The organism is Bradyrhizobium sp. UFLA06-06 (assembly GCF_054820065.1).
In genome coordinates, this window is sequence record NZ_JADFUD010000036.1 from 36602 (window position 1) to 56731 (window position 20130).

The 20130-nt window shown below is 64.6% G+C and carries 18 protein-coding genes; 4 read left to right on the top strand and 14 right to left on the bottom strand.

Going from position 1 to position 20130, the window contains the following annotated elements; translation table 11 throughout:
* The first annotated feature begins 4 nt into the window (after window positions 1-4).
* A complete protein-coding gene (locus IF803_RS26990) occupies window positions 5-634 on the top strand; it encodes an ion channel (RefSeq protein ID WP_461194167.1) in 630 nt (209 codons plus the stop codon).
* A gap of 231 nt (window positions 635-865) precedes the next feature.
* On the opposite strand, the gene IF803_RS26995 is transcribed toward IF803_RS26990, so the two are convergent.
* The 9 genes from IF803_RS26995 to IF803_RS27035 form a co-directional block, all read right to left on the bottom strand.
* The gene (locus tag IF803_RS26995; protein WP_461194137.1) at window positions 866-1729 is read right to left on the bottom strand and encodes a sugar phosphate isomerase/epimerase family protein; all 864 of its coding nucleotides are present in this window, start codon (window positions 1727-1729) and stop codon (window positions 866-868) included.
* On the bottom strand, window positions 1729-2937 hold the full coding sequence (locus tag IF803_RS27000) for a dihydrodipicolinate synthase family protein (RefSeq protein ID WP_461194138.1): 1209 nt from the start codon (window positions 2935-2937) through the stop codon (window positions 1729-1731). The genes IF803_RS26995 and IF803_RS27000 overlap by 1 nt, the downstream gene beginning before the upstream one ends.
* 14 nt (window positions 2938-2951) lie before the next feature.
* Complete coding sequence (locus IF803_RS27005) at window positions 2952-4103, bottom strand: Gfo/Idh/MocA family protein (protein ID WP_461194140.1); 1152 nt, start codon at window positions 4101-4103, stop codon at window positions 2952-2954.
* Window positions 4100-5506, bottom strand: coding sequence for a hypothetical protein (locus tag IF803_RS27010; RefSeq protein WP_461194141.1), 1407 nt, complete (start codon window positions 5504-5506; stop codon window positions 4100-4102). The genes IF803_RS27005 and IF803_RS27010 overlap by 4 nt, the downstream gene beginning before the upstream one ends.
* 14 nt (window positions 5507-5520) lie before the next feature.
* A complete protein-coding gene (locus IF803_RS27015; RefSeq protein ID WP_461194142.1) occupies window positions 5521-6366 on the bottom strand; it encodes an ABC transporter ATP-binding protein in 846 nt (281 codons plus the stop codon).
* A 169-nt stretch (window positions 6367-6535) separates the two neighbouring features.
* Entirely contained in the window at window positions 6536-7534 is a 999-nt protein-coding gene (locus tag IF803_RS27020; RefSeq protein ID WP_461194143.1) for an ABC transporter substrate-binding protein, read from the bottom strand.
* Window positions 7535-7592: 58 nt separating this feature from the next.
* Window positions 7593-8402, bottom strand: a complete 810-nt coding sequence (locus IF803_RS27025; protein ID WP_016842153.1) for an ABC transporter permease — start codon at window positions 8400-8402, stop codon at window positions 7593-7595.
* 264 nt (window positions 8403-8666) lie between these two features.
* The gene (locus IF803_RS27030; RefSeq protein ID WP_304499247.1) at window positions 8667-9323 is read right to left on the bottom strand and encodes a TetR/AcrR family transcriptional regulator; all 657 of its coding nucleotides are present in this window, start codon (window positions 9321-9323) and stop codon (window positions 8667-8669) included.
* 250 nt (window positions 9324-9573) lie between these two features.
* The gene (locus tag IF803_RS27035; protein WP_461194144.1) at window positions 9574-10422 is read right to left on the bottom strand and encodes a VOC family protein; all 849 of its coding nucleotides are present in this window, start codon (window positions 10420-10422) and stop codon (window positions 9574-9576) included.
* A 222-nt stretch (window positions 10423-10644) separates the two neighbouring features.
* Here IF803_RS27035 and IF803_RS27040 point away from each other — a divergent pair, with 222 nt between their 5' ends.
* Window positions 10645-11538: a sugar kinase gene (locus IF803_RS27040; protein ID WP_028338830.1), complete on the top strand. Its 894-nt coding sequence runs from the start codon at window positions 10645-10647 to the stop codon at window positions 11536-11538.
* Window positions 11539-11560: 22 nt separating this feature from the next.
* A complete protein-coding gene (gene rbsK, locus IF803_RS27045; protein ID WP_461194146.1) occupies window positions 11561-12496 on the top strand; it encodes a ribokinase in 936 nt (311 codons plus the stop codon).
* Between the two features lie 117 nt (window positions 12497-12613).
* Here the strand turns inward: rbsK and IF803_RS27050 are convergent, their stop codons facing one another.
* A complete protein-coding gene (locus tag IF803_RS27050; RefSeq protein ID WP_461194147.1) occupies window positions 12614-13831 on the bottom strand; it encodes an NAD(P)/FAD-dependent oxidoreductase in 1218 nt (405 codons plus the stop codon).
* Window positions 13832-14088: 257 nt separating this feature from the next.
* Between IF803_RS27050 and IF803_RS27055 the strand changes: the two genes are divergently transcribed.
* Complete coding sequence (locus tag IF803_RS27055) at window positions 14089-14883, top strand: enoyl-CoA hydratase/isomerase family protein (RefSeq protein ID WP_461194148.1); 795 nt, start codon at window positions 14089-14091, stop codon at window positions 14881-14883.
* Window positions 14884-15036: 153 nt separating this feature from the next.
* Here IF803_RS27055 and IF803_RS27060 read toward each other — a convergent pair whose 3' ends face one another.
* The 4 genes from IF803_RS27060 to IF803_RS27075 all read right to left on the bottom strand — a co-directional run bounded on the left by IF803_RS27060 (window position 15037) and on the right by IF803_RS27075 (window position 19997).
* Window positions 15037-16377 (bottom strand): TRAP transporter large permease, encoded by a 1341-nt coding sequence (locus IF803_RS27060; RefSeq protein WP_411780386.1) that lies wholly within the window; start codon window positions 16375-16377, stop codon window positions 15037-15039.
* Window positions 16374-16958, bottom strand: a complete 585-nt coding sequence (locus IF803_RS27065; RefSeq protein ID WP_304499241.1) for a TRAP transporter small permease — start codon at window positions 16956-16958, stop codon at window positions 16374-16376. The genes IF803_RS27060 and IF803_RS27065 overlap by 4 nt, the downstream gene beginning before the upstream one ends.
* Before the next feature lie 166 nt (window positions 16959-17124).
* Window positions 17125-18126: a TRAP transporter substrate-binding protein gene (locus tag IF803_RS27070; protein ID WP_461194150.1), complete on the bottom strand. Its 1002-nt coding sequence runs from the start codon at window positions 18124-18126 to the stop codon at window positions 17125-17127.
* 167 nt (window positions 18127-18293) lie between these two features.
* On the bottom strand, window positions 18294-19997 hold the full coding sequence (locus IF803_RS27075; RefSeq protein ID WP_461194152.1) for an IlvD/Edd family dehydratase: 1704 nt from the start codon (window positions 19995-19997) through the stop codon (window positions 18294-18296).
* Window positions 19998-20130: the final 133 nt, after the last annotated feature.

The window sequence follows — 20130 nt, forward strand, 5'->3', positions numbered from 1 at the left end:
GACGGTGCTCACTATCCTGCTCGTGGTCATGATTTTCGTGGTCGCGCCGTTGCAGGCGTTGGGCCTGTTCGAATTCCAGATTTTTGAACTCCTGCTCGCGCTGGTCCTGGTCGGCGGCGTCTTCCTGATGTCAGGCAGCGCGGTGGCGGTCGTCACGATGCTGGTCGCGCTCGTCATGATCGTCACGGGCGGAATCCTGAGGTTGCGCTCACCTTCGATTGTCGATCTCAACCTGTTTGCCGGGTCCTGGCTGCTCGTCGGCCTCACCATGGCCGTGACGGTGGCGCGCGCGACGTTTGCGCCCGGCCGCGTCACCTATCACCGTGTGATCGGCGCGGTTCTGCTCTATCTCACGGTCGCCGTGATCTTCGCAGCGCTTTTCACCTTTGTCGGCACGCTGAGGCCCGACGCATTTCCCGGCATGAAGGTGGAAGACAGCCCGACGCTGGCGAGCCGCGTCCTCTATTTCAGCTTCGCCACGCTCACGACGACAGGTTATGGCGACGTCGCTCCGCTGCATCCGATCGCGCGGAGCCTGTGCAATCTCGAGGCGATCTTCGGCCAGCTCTATCCGGCAACGCTGCTGGCGCGGCTGGTCACGCTGGAGATCGAGCACCGCAACGAGGAGTCCTGAGCGCGAAGCGGGCATGCGGCTGCTTGGCGCGGTCTTGGTTCACCTCTCCCCGTTGGGGAGAGGTCGGATTGCGCTTGGCGATGCGAAGCATCGTCCAGTGCAATCCGGGTGAGGGCTCTTGCTCTCTCAATAGACCGCAACCCCTCACCCGATTTGCTGCGCAAATCGACCTCTCCCAAGGGAGAGGTGAACTCTCGACGCCGTTCCAGCTCAACCTAATCTCATCAGGTCCTAGACCACCGTCCGGTGCCGCTCGATGCAGGTTCGCAGCACCTCGTCGAGCGGACGGCCCCACCAGTCATTCGAGAAGATCTCGATCTCCGAATAGCCGGCAAAGCCCTGCGCCTCGACGGCGGCGCGCACCGATCTGATGTCGATGACGCCGTCGCCCATCATGCCGCGGTCGTTGAGGATGTCCTTGGTCGGCACCAGCCAGTCGCAGACGTGGAACGTGAGCAGGCGATCCTGGCCGGCGCGCGCGATCTGGCTCATCAGTTCCGGATCCCACCAGATGTGATAGACGTCGAGCGCGACGCCGATTGCGCCGGTTCTGTCGGGATCGAGGGCGTCGCAGATATCGAGCGCATGCTTGGTGGTGTTCACGCAGGCGCGGTCGGCGGCATAGGCCGGATGCAGCGGCTCGATCGCGAGCGGCAGCTTTGCCTGCTTCGCATAATCCAGCATCTCGGCGATGCCGTCGTGCACCTGTTGGCGCGCGGCCGCGATGTCCTTCGAAGCCGCGCTGCCCGGCCGGGAATATTGCGGCAGGCCGCCGACCACCAGCACGATGCAGGAGGCGCCGAGTGCCGCCGCCTCGTCGACCGCGCGGCGGTTGTCGTCGCGCGCCTCGCTGCAACGCGCGCCATCGGCCGTGAACATGCCGCCGCGGCAATAGCCCGACAGATCGAGCCCGGCATCCTTGATCGCACGGACGGCGCGATCGAGGCCGACGGCTGCGACCTGGTCGCGCCAGGGATCGATGGCGCGGATGCCATGGCGCGCGCAGGCCTCGACGATGGCGAGGAGATCGCCCTGCTTGCGAACGGTCGCCGTGTTCAGCGACAGCCAGCGGTGGTCGTTGGAGAAGTCGCGCATCAGGCGTCGATGCCGCGGGTGGCCAGGATCGTCGTCATCCGGCGCGTCGCGAGCTCCGGATTGGCGAGCAGACCGGCCCTGTCGGCGAGCCGGAACAGCTCGGCAAGATGTAAGGTCGAGCGCGCGCTCTCCTGCCCGCCGACCATGGTGAAATGGTCCTGGTGCCCGTTGAGATAGGCCATGAACACGATGCCGGTCTTGTAGAAGCGCGTCGGCGCCTTGAAGATGTGGCGCGACAACGGCACCGTCGGTCCCAGCACATCGTGGAAGCCGGCCTCGTCACCCGCGGCGAACCGCGACAGCGCGTAGGACGCCGCCGGCGCGATGGCATCGAAGATGCCGAGCAGCGCGTGGGAAAAGCCCTTGTCGTCGCCGGCGATCAGTTCGGCATAGTTGAAGTCGTCGCCGGTATACATCTTGACCCGCGGATCGAGCCGGCGCCGCATGTCGATCTCACGCTGCTTGTCGAGCAGCGAGACCTTGACGCCATCGACCTTGGCCGCATTGGCGTTGATGATCGCAACCGCCGTATCCATCGCCCTTTCGAGATCGGCCGTACCCCAGTAGCCTGATAGCGCCGGATCGAACATGTCGCCGAGCCAATGGATGATTACGGGCTCACGGACCTGCAACAGCACGCGGTTGTAGACCCTGGCGTAGTCATCAGCGCTCTTGCCGAGCTTTGCCAAAGCGCGCGAGGCCATCAGGATGATGCGCCCCCCTGCCTTCTCCACTGCCGCGATCTGCTCCTCATAGGCACGGATCACATCGTCGATCGACCTGGCGTCCTCGACCGCGAGATGGTCGGTGCCGGCGCCGGAGAATACCAGCGCGTTGCCCTTGGCCTTTGCCGCCTTCACCGAGCGCTGGATCAGTTCGAGCGAGGTCGCCCAGTCCAGCCCCATGCCGCGCTGCGCGGTGTCCATGGCTTCGGCGACGCCGAGGCCGAGGTCCCAGACGTGCTCACGGAACGCGATCGTCTTGTCCCAGTCGATCGCGGCCGTCAGCCAGGGATCGACGTCGGCGCTGGGATCGGCGACCACATGGGCGGCCGAGAACGCGACGCGGTTCAGCGTGCCCTCGAGCTTCGCCGGAAAGGTCCGCGACGCCGCGAGGCGATAGGTCTCGAGGCCACCCCCGGCGGTCGGCAGTTTCAGCGACAGCGATGATTTTGTCAGGGTAGGCTTGGGCAGGACTGGCTTGTTCATGGCAAGGTCCTTTCTCAGACTGATATCGGGGCGACGTCGATCCAGCGCCGCTCCTTCCAGCTCATCAGCGCGCATTCGGCGAGCTGCACACCCTTGGCCCCTTCGAGCAGGGTGTATTTGTAGGGCGCATCCTCGCAGACATGGCGGATGAACATCTCCCACTGCTCCTTGAAGCCGTTGTCGTAAACGACGTTCTCCGGCAGCTTCTGCCAGTCGGCATAGAAATCGTGCATCCGCTTCTCGTCCGGATTCCACACCGGCCGCGGTGTCGCCTGACGTGCCTGGATCACGCAGTCGGTGAGCCCCGCGACCGCCGAGCCGTGGGTGCCGTCGACCTGGAAGGTGACGAGGTCGTCGCGGTAGACGCGCGTCACCCAGCTCATGTTGATGTGTGCAATGACGCCACCCTTCAGGCGGAAGGTGGCGTAGGCGGAATCATCGGCGGTCGCCTGGTATTTCTTGCCCTTCTCGTCATAGCGCTCGGGGATATCAGTCGTGCCGAGGCAGGTCACGCTCTCGACCTCGCCGAACAGATTGTCGAGCACGTAGCGCCAGTGGCAGACCATGTCGAGGATGATGCCGCCGCCATCCTCGGCGCGGTAATTCCACGACGGCCGCTGCGCCTCCTGCCAGCCGCCTTCGAACACCCAATAGCCGAACTCGCCGCGCACCGAGAGCATGCGGCCGAAGAAACCGGAGTCGCGCAGGAAAGCGAGCTTCTTCAGGCCCGGCAGGAACAGCTTGTCTTGCACGGTGCCGTGCTTGAGGCCCTTGGCATTGGCGAGCTTCACGACCGCAACGGCCTCCTCGAGATTTGTCGCGATCGGCTTCTCGCAATAGACATGCTTGCCGGCATTGATCGCCTTGGTCAGCAGTGAGGGCCGCGCCTGCGTGGTCGCGGCGTCGAAGAACACGGTGTCGCCCTTGTCGGCGAGCGCACGATCGAGATCGGTGGTGTGGCGTTCGATGTTGTAGCGTTTTGCCAACGCGCCGACCTTCTCGGCGTCGCGGCCGACCAGGATCGGATCGGGCATGACGCGGTCGCCGTTCGCGAGCTGCACACCGCCCTGCTCGCGGATCGCGACGATCGAGCGGATCAGATGCTGGTTGAGCCCCATCCGGCCGGTGACGCCGTTCATGATCAGGCCGAGGCGTTTGGTCGTCATACTGTCTGCTCCTGCGAAACGCGTGATGTTGGCCGCTTGAGCGGCTGCGTGGTGGACCAGTCCGGATGGATCGAACTGGCAAAGCCCGGCGCGGCGGCGATCGATTCGGTCAGCAGATCGCCGTCATGGATCGCGAGGCGGACCTTGCCGCCCGCGCGCGTGTAGAGATCGGGATGCGCGGTGAGGAAGGCGTCGGCCTCGTCAGCCGGGGTGTCGGCAAAGCCATCGACATAATGGTGTCCGTTGCGCTCGGTATGGGTGACGCCGATCAGCGCACCGAGCGCGAGGTCCTGCTGCACGCCGAGCCCGGCCTGGCAGGTCAGGTCCTCGCCGCTGACGAAATACCCGCCGCTCTCAGCGCTCCACGCCGCCGCGCGGGTGGCGTTGATGATCGACTTGTAGATACCCTTGCACGATTTCGAGGAGATGCCGCGGTAGCCGAGCGCGCGCGCCTGCGGGAATGCATCATAGGAATCGTCGGCCTCGTCGATGATGAAGCCGTGCGCCGCCAGCTTCCCGAGCGGCGAGGCTCTTGTGATATCGCGCGGCATCGGCTGCTCGATATAGAGCAGGTTTGCCCTGATCGGCTGCAGCGCCGCGTCGTGGTCGAGCCGGTCGACCAGCGCGTTCAGCGCGGCAAGGTCGGCATATTGCTCGTTGGCATCGAGCGTGATCCTGGTTGCGTAAGGCAGCTTTGCGAGCTCGCTGCCGATCCGCGCCAGCCGCGCCGCGTCATGCGCGGGATCGCCGTTCAGCTTGAGCTTGAAATAGCGCGCACCGGCGTTCTCGTTGCGGTCGGCGACGCCGCCCTCGCCTTCAACCTTGTCGTCCATCCCGACCGTGTGCCTGACGGCGACACGCTCGAGCCGTTGGCGCGTCGACAGGAACCGCGCGATCGCCGCATCGTCGAGATCGGGTGTCAGCCGCGCGTCGATGCCGACGATATTGCCGGCCATGCCATCGAAGAAATTCGCGCCGGCGGCGCGCAGCAACGCATCCAGGATCGCCTTGTCGATCTCGGCCGGGCCGAAGCCGGCGGCGAGCGGCGGAACGTCTTCCGCGGCGCAGGCCGCGACCTGCGGGCCGGTACATTCGGCATGGAGGCCGAATGCCGTGTCAAAACCCTTGTTCGCCAGATAGAGCTCGCGTGCGGTCGCAAGCGAGCGGCGAAGTCCGTCGAGCGACTGCGCTTCGGTCAGATGCGGCCGCTTGTCGAACCATTTCGGTGCCAGCATCTCGGCGCCGGCGCCGGTGGCTCGGCCCTTGCCCTCCACCTCGATCTCGACCCGCACGAACATCTGCGTCGATGCGGTGATCGTCACCGCGCCGAAGCGGAACGGCCGGGCGAATACCAGCGGCCGTTCGAAGAACGCGATATCGTTGACTTTGAGGCGAAGCGGCATTGAAGGCTCGGGTGTTAGTCCAGCGACCCCTGTGTGAAGAAATGCTTCCGGATCCGCTGCACCAGTTCGTTGAAGACGGGATCGGACATCGTCTCGAGCGAGCGCGGCCGCGGCATCGGCACGTCGTAGATCGCGGCGATCGCGCCGGGCCGCTCGGTCATCACGAGCACACGGTCAGCGAGGAACACGGCCTCGGGAATCGAGTGCGTGATCAATAGAACCGTCTTGCCGGTCTCGCGCTGGATCCGCATCAATTCGACATTCATCCGCTCGCGCGTCATGGCGTCGAGCGCGCCGAACGGCTCGTCCATCAGCATGATCTTCGGATCGTGCACCAGCGCGCGGCAGATCGAGGCGCGCTGCTGCATGCCGCCGGACAGCTGCCAGGGCAGCTTCTTCTCAAAACCTTCGAGGCCGACCAGCTTCAGCAGGTCCTTGGCGCGGGCAAGATATTTGTCCCGCGGCAGCTGCTTCATGTCGATCGGCAGCATCACGTTGGAGAGGATGTTGCGCCACGGCAGCAGCAGCGCGTTCTGGAACACGATGCCGACATTGCCGTGCGGTTTCGTCACCGGCTCGCCGTCGACCAGCACCTCGCCCGTCGTCGGCGGCAACAGGCCCGAGATCATCTTCAGCAGCGTGGACTTGCCGCAGCCCGACGGCCCGACCACGACGAAGAACTCGCCGTCATTGATGGTGAAGTCGAGCGGCCGCAGCGACGGCACATCGCCGTCGCGCGAGCGGTAGGTCTTCGACACGCCGGAGAGTTTGATACCCGGCGCGGCGCCCGCCGCGCGGTCCGACACCAGGCGCAGATGCGCGGTGGGCTGGACATCGGCTGATTTGGTTGCAGGATTCATCACAGCCCTCTCCACCCGTCGTCCCCGCGAAAGCAGGGACCCATACGCCGTGTCCTCTCATTCGGGCACGCGGGTGGAGACCTTCCGTAACAATCAAGGTTGGTGGTTATGGGTCCCTGCTCCGTGCGCAACAGCGCACTCGGCAGGGACGACAGCGCAAGTCTACGGCTCACGAGTCACCCTTCGGCAGATAGTCGTTGGTGTAGAACGCCTTCGGATTGGCCTTGGCCTTGGCGTCGAGGCCGCCATACTCGACCATCAAATTGACCGACTCGGTCATGTTCTGGTCGGTGACCTGGAACGGCCGCTTGGTCCTGGTCTCCGCCGTGCGATAAAGCGGGATCGTCAGCTCGAAGCCTTGCGTCAACGTGTCGATCTTGCCGCCCTTCGGGTTGGCGTCGAGGATCGACTGCGCAGCGGCCTTCGGGTCCTTCTCCGCGGCTTCCACCGCGTTGGTGGTCGCCGACATGAAGCGGCGGACCAGGTCGGTATTGGCCTTCACATAGTCGGAGTTCGCGATGATGCCCGACGACACCATGTTGATGCCGTAGTCGGCGAACTTGATCGGATAGACGTCCTTGCCGGTGGCGTCCTTGATCTTCATCGACTGGTCCATGACATAGCCGAGCAGCAGGTCGGCCTGGCCGTTGATCACGGCGTTGAGCTTGGTCTGGCCGTCGCCGGCGACGGTGTTGAAATCGCTTTCCTTCAGGCCGGTCTTCTTCAGGAACAGCGGCCAGATCTGTGTCATCGAATCCGCCGGCGTGATCGCGACCGTCTTGCCTTTGATGTCCTCCGGCTTCCTGATGTTCTTGTCGGCAAGGCTCATCGCCGACATCGGGCTGGTCTGCAGCAGCACGCCGGTGGCGATCACGGGCGCGCCCTTCACCGCGGCGCGCATCATGGTGGGCACGTCGACATAGCCGAAATCGGCGGTCTTGGCGGCCACCGCCTGCGTGGTCGCGGCCGAGCCACGGCCTTCCTGGATCTCGAGGTCGATGCCCTCAGCGGCATAGATGCCCTTGGCCTTGCCGTAATAGAACGGCGCGTGCTCACCATAGACGTACCAGTTCAGCATCAGCACGACCTTGTCGGCCGCGGACACTGGTGCCACCGCAAGCGCGGTCCAGGCCAGCGCGGCGCCTGCGACCGCAATCAAACGCTTCATGGTTGTTCTCCCTTTATTGTCCGCGGTCCTTGTGTGGACCGCTTGTCCGGTTGCTGCGCTAGGAAGCGAAGATGATGTCGTCGCGCTGGCTGACGTGCCAGGGGATCACCAGCCGCTCGATGCGGTCGACGATCCAGAACAGGATGACGCCGAGCAGCGCGAGGATCACCAGCGCGGCGAACATCGTCGGCAGGTCGAAGGTGCCGATCGAGCGCTGCATCACATAGCCGATGCCGGAATTGGAGCCGACGAACTCTCCGACGACGGCGCCGACCACGGCGAGCGTCACCGAGACTTTCAGGCCGGAAAAGATCGCGGGCATCGCGTGCGGCAGGTTGACCGCACGGAACACCTGGAAGCGGCTGCCCTGCATCGCGCGCGCCAGATCGACCATATCAGGGTCGACCGACTTGAAGCCCTGCACCGCCGAGACCACCACGGGGAAGAAGCCGAGCAGGAACGCGGAGATCACCTTGGGGATGATGCCGAAGCCGAACCACACCACGAACAGCGGCGCGATCGCGATCTTCGGTACGGACTGGGAGAACACCAAGAGCGGATAGACGTAGCTCTCGACCGTCTTCGAACCCGCGATCAGCATCGCGACGGGAATGCCGAACAGCGCCGAGAGCAGGAATCCGCAAATCGTTGCATAGGTTGTCGGCCAGGACTGCCGCAACAGCTCCGGCCAGTCGCTCCAGAGCACCGCCACGACGTCGCCGGGCGAGGGAATTTGGTAGGCCGGAATATGGAACAGGCGGATCGCGAGGTCCCAGGCCGCCACGATGACGACCAGGAACAGGAACGGACGTACCCACGCCGCATTCAGCACCTTCGACAGGCCCGAAGGGCTCTTTGCCTCCGCCACGTCACGCTCCCCTTGCAGTTTCTCTGTTCGTTCAGAAATTAACCCGTTGGATAAATACTGTCCAGTCCCAAGCGCGCGGCAAAATCGCACCGAAATCCGCTACTTTCGTCAGGCGAAAATTTTTGTCGGGTGAAACTTTGTAGCCCGGATGGAGCGCAGCGAAATCCGGGAACGTCGATCCGCGGATAGACCCGGATTTCGCTTCGCTCCATCCGGGCTACACGCCAGAATGATGGGCAATGAGCGCGGACAAGCCGCGCCGCCTCACACCACGCGGTGTTCCATCGACTTCAGCATCGGCAATGTCCCACCGAACGCTGCCGTCGACTTGCCGGTCAGCGCCGCCAGCACCAGCGCGGTCATGTGCTCGAGGCGCTCGTCGCGGGCGTCCTTCTTCAAGAGGTCGCGGCCGAAGATCACGCTCAGCGTGGCGCTGTTGGAGAGATAGAAGAACGCCAGCCCGGCGATCGAAATGTAGAGCTGCACCGGATCGACCGCGACGCGGAAATCGCCACTCTCGACCCCGCGCGTCACCACGGTGCGGATCATCTCGACAAAGGGCGAGTGCATCGACTTGACCTTGGTCGAACGCTTCAGGTGTTTTGCCTTGGCGAGGTTTTCGGTGTTCAGCAGCGCCAGGAACTCGGGATTACGCAGAAAATAGTTCCACGTGAAATCGATCAGGCGCCCGATCGCCTCGGGCGGATCGAGATGCTCGAGATCGAGGGTGCGCTCCTCGGCGCGGATCTTCTCGTAGGCGCCTTCCAGCACCTCGAGATAGAGATCCTCCTTGTTGCCGACGTGATAGTACAGCATGCGCTTGTTGGCGTCGGCGTTGGCCGCGATGCGGTCGACCCGCGCTCCGGCGAGGCCATGGGCGGCGAATTCCTGCTTGGCGGCCTCGAGAATCCGCAGCCGCATCCCCTGGGGGTCGCGCTGCCATCTCTGTATTCGCTTCGCCTTGGCCAAATCGATCGCCCGGTGATGCTGGGTTGGTGAATGTAGCATGACGCGCGACGTTTGAGAACGAATGTTGTCGTGATGCTCGTGCGGGAATATTTCTCGCAGATGCCCTCTTCGTCACTCCCCGGCGCGCAATTGCGCACCGGAGGGGCGCGCCACCGGGTCGCGCGACGCACGCTGCCGGGACGACCCGCGGATAAAACGCGGCCTAGCCTGGCTTTCCCTGTGACGGCTGCACCAGAAGCGTCGGCACACCGCATGTGCCGTTGCGCACCGTCATCACGCGCGTGCCGGGCTTGCGGCCGGTGCGGACTTCGGAGACGTCGACCCCAGCGGCAATCAGCCGCGCACGTGTGGCGTCGATATCGGCGACGCGCCAGCAGATGCCGCGCAGCCGGTCCGGCGCGTCCGCCTCCGATTTTCCCGGCCGGTGCGTGACCTCGACGACGAGGTCGCCGCAGCGGAAGAACATCAGCCGGCCCCACTCCGGATGCGACCGGTCGAGCGCCATGTCGAGCCCGAGCCGAGCACCATAGAGCGCGGCGGCACGTTCCGGATCGGCGGTCGACACCACCACGTGATCCATCGCGGTGATCGATGCGGTCGTGGTGCGGACCGATAGCGGCCGCTCCTGCTCGCGCTCCAGGAAGAACATGCGCACGCCGCGCGTCGCATCGGTCGCAGCGCGGGTCCGCTTCCACGACAGCGTGGCGCCACTGGTGTCGTCGCGGCTCTCGACCTCCGCGACGGGTTCGGGCTTCAGCGTCAAGCGCTCGAGCCTGCGGTGTGTCTTCGCGATATCGCTGGTGCGGAAGCAGAGACTCGCAAGCCCCTCGCCCTGGGTGGCAAGCGCGCTGCGGATGCGCTGGGCTGCATCGTCGTCGCCGTGCGGCGCCACCAATTCCAGCGTGGTGTTGTCGAGCGTGAACAGCGTGCGGTCCGCGCCGCCGCCGCTGTAGCGCCAGGAAGGCGTCCGCGCGAACAGCGTCTCGTAGGCCGCGCTGGCAGCAGCGATGTCGCCGGTCAGGACGACGACGTGATCGAGACCGGTAATCATGGCCGCAACCTCCCCGAATCTGCCGTCATCGTGTTTCTCCCTTAACCCAACCCGGAACCACGGACTGCCGCCGGCCGTTATGCCGCCCAGAAGGGCCCGGCGCAGCCATCATCTCTACCTGTAAACCAGGCAGGGTTGCGAATATTTTCAGCGATATCGGCCGATCAGCAATGCTAGTCTGGAACCGCCGGCCGGGACCACACCAGCCACGACGGAAAGCGAATGCAGGCTCTCTTCATCGGACAGACCTATATCGACGTCACCTTCATCACGGATCACATGCCCGTTGGCGACGAAAAGCACGTCGCCGACGCCTATGCGGTGTCGTTCGGCGGCAACGCCGTGACCGCGGCATTCTGCTGCGCCAAGCTCGGCGTCCCGCCGGACCTGATCGCCACCATGGCCAATGACTGGCTGGGACGGATGTTCTGGGACATGGCCGACAGGTACGGCATCTCGTTCCACCCTCGCAAGGTCAAATCCTCCTCGCTGTCCTTCATCATGCCGAACGACGGCAAGCGCGCCATCGTCCGCTGCCGCGACGACCAGCACATCCACCCCTTTCCGCTGCTGAACATCAAGGGCTGTCGCGCACTGCACATCGACGGCCACCAGCCGGACGCCGCGATCCATTATGCAAAGCTGTGCCGCGAGGACGGCATCCTGACCTCGCTCGACGGCGGCGGCCTGCGCACCAACACCCACGAGTTGCTCGCATTCATCGACATTGCGATCGTCGCCGAACGGCTGTGCGAGCAGATGGACAAGACGCCGGAGCAGATGCTCGACTATCTCAAGGGCCGCGGCTGCAAGGTCGGCGGCGTCACCATGGGCGAGCGCGGCCTGCTCTGGTATGACGAGGCCGGCACGGTGCGCACGCTGCCGGCCTTCCCGATCCCGCGCGCGCGCGTGATCGATACCAACGGCGCCGGGGACGTCTTCCACGGCGCCTACATCTACTCCTACCTTTCGAACCCGAGCAAAGGCTGGCATGAGCACTTCAAGTTCGCGCGTGCAGCCTCGACCTTCAAGATCCAGAAGCTCGGCAACGAGGCCGGCTTGCCGACACTCGCCGATATCGCAGCCGTCAAGCAGGAATTTCGCGCCGAGGCCTGATATCGGTGAATGGGGCTAGGCCATGAGGCACGTCTTCGTCGCCGGCAGCATCAATATGGACGTGGTGGCGACCGCCGAGCGCCATCCGCGGATCGGCGAAACCGTCGCCGGCGAGGCCGTGCTGTATTTTCCCGGCGGCAAGGGCGCCAACCAGGCGGTGGCTTCGGCCAAGCTCGGCGTAGCGACCACGCTGATCGGCCGGCTCGGCATGGATGCGTTCGGCAAGGAGCTGCGAGCGTTCCTTGCCGCGCAAGGCGTCGATCTTACCTCGGTCAAGACCACGAATGGCACGCATTCCGGCACGGCGATCATCACGATCGCCAATGCAGACAACACGATCGTCGTCGTGCCGGGCGCCAACGGGCTCGTTGACGCTCGTGATGTCAAGGCCCCCTCACTTATGAAGGGTGACGTCGCGGTGAGCCAGTTCGAGATTCCGCTGCCGGCGATCACTGCCTTCTTCCGGCGCGCCCGCACCGTCGGCGCCACCACGATCCTCAATCCGGCACCGGCAAAACAGGCCGACAAGGCTCTGCTCGAGCTCGTCGACATTCTCGTTCTGAACGAGACCGAACTCGGCTATCTGACCGGCACGGAGCTGCGCGACAGCGACGACCCGTCCCGCTTCGCACAGGCGGCCCGGACCTTGGGGCAAGGCAAGATCGTCTGCGTCACGCTCGGCAAGCGCGGCGTGCTGGCGCTGGTCGAGAACCAGCCGCTGCTCGTGCCGGGACGCGAGGTCAAGGCCATCGACACCACAGGCGCTGGCGATTGCTTCGTCGGCGCGCTCGCCTCACAGCTCGCCATCGGCAAGCCGCTCGGCGACGCCCTGGCCTACGCCAACGCCGCCGCCTCGATTTGCGTGCAACGGATGGGAGCCGCGCCGTCGATGCCGACGGCGGATGAGGTGGCCGCCGTTCTTTCCACGCGTCGTCCCGGCGGAGGCCGGGACCCATAACCACGACTGTCAAATGTTTGCGGCGCTGGAATGACGAGTCCCGTTCACTAGACCCGCTGCAGAGTATGGGTCCCGGCTCCGTGCGCAATCGCGCACTCGGCCGGGACGACGAGGTTGTTAGGCCAGCGCACTCTTCAAATCAAAGCTCGCATCTCCCGCCTGCTCCGGCGTGATCGAGCCACCGGCACCGAGCAGCCGGCGGCCGAACATGTGATCGCCGGCGCGGTTGACCGACTCGATGCCGAGCAGTTTGTCGCCGCGATAGCAGAACGCCGAGAACGCGCCCTGCGCGCGGTCGCCGCGCACCACGACGCGGTCGTAGCCGGTGGTGAGACCCGCCATCTGCAGCTTGTCGGGGCCCTGGTCGCTCCAGAACCACGGCAGGCCGTCATAGACCTCGGTCTTGCCGGTCAGCCGCGACGCCACGCAGCGCGCATGGTCGGTCGCGTTCTGCACCGACTCGAGCCGCAGCGATCCGCCGAAGCGTTTGCTGGTGTAGAGCGCGCAGTCGCCGATCGCGGAGACATTCGGATCGGCGGTCAATAGATGCTCGTCGACGATAATGCCGGATGCCACCAGCAGGCCGGCCTCCGCGGCAAGCTCGACATTCGGCAGCACGCCGACGCCGACCACGACGAGATCGGCAGGGATATGCGTGCCGTTGCTCAGGCTGACGCCGGTAACCTTGCCGCCATCGGCCTCGATCGCCGTGACCTGCACCCCCATGTGAATCCGGATGCCGGCCGCGCTGTGGCGGGATTGCGAGAACTCGGAAATCTCCGCGGTCACCGCCCGCGCCATCACGCGGGAGGCGAGTTCGACCACGTCGACCTCGAGGCCCTTGGCCCGGGCGGTGGCGGCGAATTCGAGCCCGATGAAGCCGGCACCGATCACGACGACGCGCATGCCGGGCGCGATCAAATCGCGCAGCGCCTGGCTCTCGTCCAGGATGCGCAGGTAGCGGACAGCATCGAGCCTGGCGTTGGGGATATCCAACAGCCGGTTCCGCGCGCCGGTGGCGAACACCAGGTGACCGTAGTCGAGCGACGCGCCGGAGGCGAGCGCCACCTTCCGCGCATTGCGATCGATCGCATGGGCGCGATCGGTGATCAGCTCGATCTTGTTGTCCTGGTAGAACTTGTCGGGCCGGAACATCAGGGTTTCGGGCCCGCCGGTCCCCTTCAGATAAGCCTTCGACAGCGGCGGCCGCTGATACGGCAAATGGCCTTCATCATTGATCAGGGCGATGCGTTCGACGAAGCCGGCCTGGCGCAGCGACGCCGCGAGCTGGAAGCCGGCGTGTCCGGCGCCGACGATGATGACCGAGCCCGTCATCGGAACAACCCAAATACGCGCGAGCAGGAGCAACCCATGCCGTTTCCTCTTGTCGATGTTAGCTTGCTTGCCCCGTCCCCACAGCGCTCGTGTCTGCGTACCGAAGGCGCGTGCCATTTGGCCTCATGGCTCGCACCGATGCAAGGGGGTCTCAGGCGATTCTGGGCGCACCCGCGGTCCCCGGCCGCCGGGCCGGATTGCCACGGCTCCCGCCAAGGCCTTAAATGTCCGGAACCAACAAGCCCAAGGTCTTCAATATGCCAGCACCCGCCCCCTCCGCCAACGACCCCGCTTTGCTCCGCATCGACGGCGCCATCGCGACCATCACGCTGAACCGGCCGGCCGCGTTCAACGCGATCGACATGACGATCGCCAAAAAGCTCGAGCAGCTCAGCGCCGAGGTCGAAGCCAACAAGGACGTTCGCGTACTGGTCATCGAGGGCGAAGGCCGCGCCTTCTGCGCCGGCGGCGATCTGCAGACCATCGGCGCTGCGACCGAAACCAACAATGTCGCCCCCGTGGTCGGCGAGATGCTTCACCACTACCACGCCTTCATCGAGACGGTCCGGCGGATGCCGAAGATCGTGCTATCCAGCGTGCATGGTTCGGCGGCCGGCGCCGGCATGGGCCTCGCGTTCGTGACCGACCTGTGTATCGCCGCGGACGATGCCCGCTTCACGCCCGCCTATGCCAAGATCGGCGTGTCGCCGGATGGCGGCAGCACGGTCGGCATCGTCGGCACGGTCGGGACCCGCCGCGCGCTGCAGATTTTCCTCGCCGAGGATGGTTTCACCGCGCAGCAGGCCTATGAATGGGGTCTCGTCGTCAAGACCGTCCCCGCGGCCGAGCTGAAGGCGGCGACGCGGCAGCTCGCCGAGCGCCTGGCGCAAAATCCGCCCGCCGCGATCGCTGGGACCAAATCACTGGTCTATCAGGCCGCCACCACACCGACCAAGCAGCAGCTCGACGCCGAGGAACACAAGATCATCACGGCGATGCATACCGACGATTTCCGCGTCGCCGTGAAGAAGTTCACCAGCAAGTCGAAGTAGGAACAATAATTACGACAGCGTTACAATGGTCTCTCCCCTCATCCTGAGGAGCGCGGATCGCGCGCGTCTCGAAGGACGAGGCCACAGACGGGCCTCATGGTTCGAGACGCGCGTTCCGCGCTCCTCACCATGAGGGGTTCTGTGCCGGTAAGATTAGTTAGGGCAGATGTACCCCGTGCCGCCGGGCGCCTTGAAACAGCCGACCGATTCCGGGATCACCTGCTTGGGCAGCCACAGCACGACCTTCGGAAAATAGATCGTGAAGCAGATCGTGACCAGGAACACGACATAGATCGGCAACGCCGCCCGCAACGCTTTTGCAAAGCTGACGCCGACGAATTTCGAGGCCATCAGCAGCACGAGCCCGTAGGGCGGCGTGATCAGGCCGAACGCCAGCGTTGCGATCAGCACCACGCCCATATGCACGCCGTTGATGTCGCCGGCCTGGGTCAGCGCGTTGACCAGCGGCATGAAGATGATGATGGTCGGCACCGGCTCGATGAAGTCGCCGACCACGGTGAACAGCAACACCATCAGGAGCATGATGAGGTGCGGATCGTTGCCGGCGATCGAGGTGATCCAGTCGGCGATGTAGATCGCGCCGCGCAGATAGGCCAGCATCCAGCCGAACGCGTTCGCCGCGCCGATCGTGATCAGCGGCAGCGAGAAGATCAGGCCCGCCAGACAGAAATCATACGGGATCTTCTTCAGGTGCCCGCGGTTCAGCGCCGGGATCACCACGACGATGATGTAGGCGACCGCTACCACCCCGGCCTCGGTCGGCGTGAACCAGCCGGTCAGGATGCCGCCGAGCAGGATCACCGGGATCATCATCGGTAGCGCCGCATCACCGGCGGCGAACGCGACCTGGCGCAGCGGCGCGCGCGGCTTGCGCAGTCCCGAGGGCCCGAAGAAGTAGCAGTAGATCATCAGCCCGAAGCCGATCATCAGCCCGGGGACCACGCCGGCCATGAACAACCCGGCGATCGAGACATTGCCGACCGCGCCATAGACCACCGCCGTGATGCTCGGCGGCACCAGCGCTGCGATCGTCGACGCCGAGGCGATGATCGCGGCGATGAAGGCCGGCTCATACCCTTCCCGCCGCATCGGCCCGCCGAGGGCCCGGCTCATGACCGCGACGTCGGCGGTGGTCGAGCCCGACATCTCCGAGAAGAACATGCTGAAGACGACGACGACCTGCGACAGCCCGCCCCTGATGTGGCCGACCAGCGAGACCGACAGGTTGGCGATGCGGACCACGACATTGGCCGAGCTCATGAGCTCGCCGACCAGCAGGAAGAACGGGATCGCTAGCAGCGCCTCGGAATCGACGCCGTCGAAGATCTTCTGGATGATCGCCGCCAGCGAGACGTCTGATAGCACTGCGCCGACGAACACGCCGGCCATCAGCGAGAACGGCACGGGCACGCCGAGATAGCCGAAGAACAGGAAGCAGAACGACATCAGCGCAAGCACGACCGGTGCGCTCACGGCTGCACTCCCGTCGTCGCGCGGGTATCGATCGCAGGAATCGGAAGGTCGTCATCCGGCGGCTCTGGATGGTCGAAGCCATTGCGGATGCCGTTGACGAGCTGCTCGATCGTGAACAGGCCGATCAGGATGCCGGACAGTGGGATCACCGCATAGAGCGAGGCGATCGGCGTACCCGACGGCAGGCGGAAGCTGCCGAAGCCGCGCAGGTAATTTTGATAGCCGTACCAGACCAGGCAGAAGGCGACGCCCAGCACCACCAGACGGATGACGATCTCGACGAACAGCCGCGACCTGCCATGCAGCGCTTCGGAGATCGCGGTGAGATAGAGATGGTCGTTGCGCCGTGTCGCGACCGCGGCCCCGATGAAGATCGCGTAGATGAACAGCGTCGAGGTCACCTCCTGCAGCCACAGCCAGGGATGACCGATGGTGCGGGTGACGATATCGGCGGTCACCGACAGCGAGAAACCGAAGCACAGCAAGCCGCACAGCATCATCAGGATCAGCTCGAGCCGGTCGAGCGCCCGCCATTTCAGATACCGCTGCCGTTGCAGCACCAGTATGTCGGCGATGGCCATGCTCGAAATTCCTCGTCGTCCCGGCCTAGTGCGCAATTGCGCACGGGGGGCCGGGACCCACAACCCCCGGCTCGAGTTGCTTGCAGAAAGTCGGCGACCTAATCGCTCAACTGAAGGGCCGCGGCGTATGGGTCCCGGCCTTCGCCGGGACGACGCAGGAAGGGGGTTAGTTGACCGCGCGGATCAAATTCTTGATCTTCTCCGCATGGGGCCCGAGATCCTTGGCGAGCTTGTCGAGATAGGGATCGGCGACCGCCGTAAAGCTCTTCTTGTCCACGTCCTCGACCACCTTGACGCCGAACGACTTCAATTTTGCAGCCGCGGCCTTCTCCAGTTCGAACGCCTTCGCCGGCTCCTTGGCGCTCACCTCGGCGGCCGCCGTCGTCACCCAGGCCTTCTGCTCGGCTGAAAGGCTCTGCCACAGCTTGTCGCTGACGAACAGCAGCGCATTGTTGGCCTCGTGCTCGGTCATCGAGAGCACCGGCGCGACTTCGTAGTGCTTATTGACGAGGTAAACGTTCACGCTGTTTTCCGCCGCATCGACCACGCCGGTCTGCAATGACGTGTACACGCTGCCGAACGGCATATGGACGGTTTGCGCCGCGTAAGCCGGGAAGATCGTGTCTTCCGTAGCCGTCGCCTGAACGCGAATCTTTACACCCTTGAGGTCGCCGACGTTGTGGATTTCCTTCCTCGCATAGATGCTTCTCACACCTTGGCTGCCCGTCGCGATGACATGAAGGCCTTGCGACGTGTCGTCGATCATAGCCTTGATCGCATCGATCACCTTCGGATCGGCAAGCGCCTTGACCACGTGGTTGGCGTCGCGGAACAGGAAGTGCAGCGACATCACACCGGCCTGCGGCGAGATGGTTGCAGTGTTCGCCGACGAGATGATGGCGAATTCAATGTCTCCGGATTTCACAAGCTGCAGCAGCTGCGGCTCCTGGCCGAGCTGCGCACCGGGATATTGATCGACGATCATGGTCCCCTTGCTCAATTCCTTGAGCTTGGCGGAGAACATGTCGTAGGCGACGCTATAACCGGTATTGAGCTGCTGATCGTGCGCGAAGCGGTAATGCTTGACCTCCTGCGCGCCGGCGCCCGCGGACAGCAGCAGCGCTGCCGCGGCCATGGCAATCCCGACGATCCTGGCTGAATAGCCCATCGCGACGTTCCCCCTGCTTTTAGTTGAGGGGATCATCCCCCCAGTCGCGCGGGATTGTCAATAAAACAGGCGAAACGAGCCGCCCGCGGGTATTATCGAGAGCCGCGGCGCAGAAATTATCGACAATTCGACCACAAGGCCGAACGAAGCCGGCTACTTGCGATTTGCTACTTGCCCTTGGCGCGCATGAAGTCGAAATCGCAGCCCTCGTCGGCCTGCAGGATGGTCTCGTTGAAGAGATGCGCGTAGCCACGCTTGGCCCAATCGGGCGTCCCGGCCGGCGCGAGCGCGTCGCGGCGTTTGCGCAATTCGGCCTCGTCGACCAACAGATCGATGCTGCGCTTGGCGACATCGAGCCGGATCATGTCGCCGTTCCGCACCAGCCCGAGCGGACCGCCGACGGCGGATTCCGGCGTGATGTGCAGCACGATGGTGCCGAACGCGGTGCCGCTCATTCGCGCATCGGAGATGCGGACCATATCCTTCACGCCGGCGCGCGCGAGTTTCTTCGGGATCGGCAGGTAACCCGCCTCAGGCATGCCCGGCGCGCCCTTCGGGCCGGCATTGCGCAGCACCAGCACGTCGTCGGCGGTCACATCGAGCGCGGGATCGTCGACCCGCAGCGTCATGTCCTCGACCGACTCGAACACCACGGCGCGGCCGATATGCTGCAATAGTTTCGGGCTCGCCGCCGACTGCTTGATCACGGCGCCGCGCGGCGCGAGATTGCCGTGCAGGATCGCCATCGCGCCTTCGGATTTGATCGGGTTCGCCTTGGAGCGGATCGCGTCCTGCCCCGGCACATCCTCAGCATTGGCGACGACCTCACGCAAGGTCTGGCCGGTGATGGTTTTGGCATCGAGATCGATGAGGTCGCCGAGCTGCGCCATCAGCTTCGGCACGCCGCCGGCATGATGGAAATGCTCCATGTAGTGTTCGCCCGACGGCTTGAGGTCGACCAGCACGGGGACCTCGCGGCCGAGCTTGTCGAACGCCTCGAGGTCGATCTTGTGCGGCGAGCGATTGGCGATCGCCGTGAGGTGGATCAGCCCGTTGGTCGAGCCGCCGATCGCCTGCATGACGACCTGGGCGTTGCGGAACGAGGATGGCGTCAGGATCTCGCTCGGCTTCGGTCCCTTGGTCTTCGCCATCTCGGCGGCGACGCGGCCACTGGCCTCCGCAGAGCGGAAGCGTTCGGCATGCGGCGCCGGGATCGTCGCGCTCATCGGCAGCGACAGGCCGAGCGCTTCGGTGATGCAGGCCATGGTGGAGGCGGTGCCCATCACCATGCAGGTACCGACCGACGGCGCGAGGCGGCCGTTCACCGCCTCGATCTCGTTGTCGTCGATCTCGCCGGCGCGATACTTGCCCCACAGCCTGCGGCAGTCCGTGCAGGCGCCGAGCACCTCGCCCTTGTGATGGCCGACCACCATCGGTCCGACCGGAATCACCACCGTCGGCAGATCGGCGCTGATGGCGGCCATGATCTGCGCCGGCAGGGTCTTGTCGCAGCCGCCGATCACGATCACCGCATCCATCGGCTGGGCGCGGATCATCTCCTCGGTATCCATCGCCATCAGATTACGCAGATACATCGAGGTCGGATGCGCAAAGCTCTCGGCGATCGAAATGGTCGGGAACACGAACGGCATCGCGCCCGACAGCATCACGCCGCGCTTCACCGCCTCGATGATCTGAGGCACGTTGCCGTGGCAGGGATTGTAGTCGCTGTAGGTGTTGGTGATGCCGACGATCGGGCGATTGAGCGCATCGTCCGAATAGCCCATTGCCTTGATGAACGCCTTGCGCAGGAACAGCGAAAAGCCGGCGTCACCATAGCTTGTCAGTCCCTTGCGAAGTCCGTCGGCCATTTTCTTCTATCCCGTGGTTGTTCGGCCGCACTTAAGGAGCGGCAGGAATTATTGTCAATATGAGATAATCCGGTCGCGGTGGGTGGCCGGTCTGCGGCAAAATCGCCCCCATTATTGACAATAACCGTGGCGC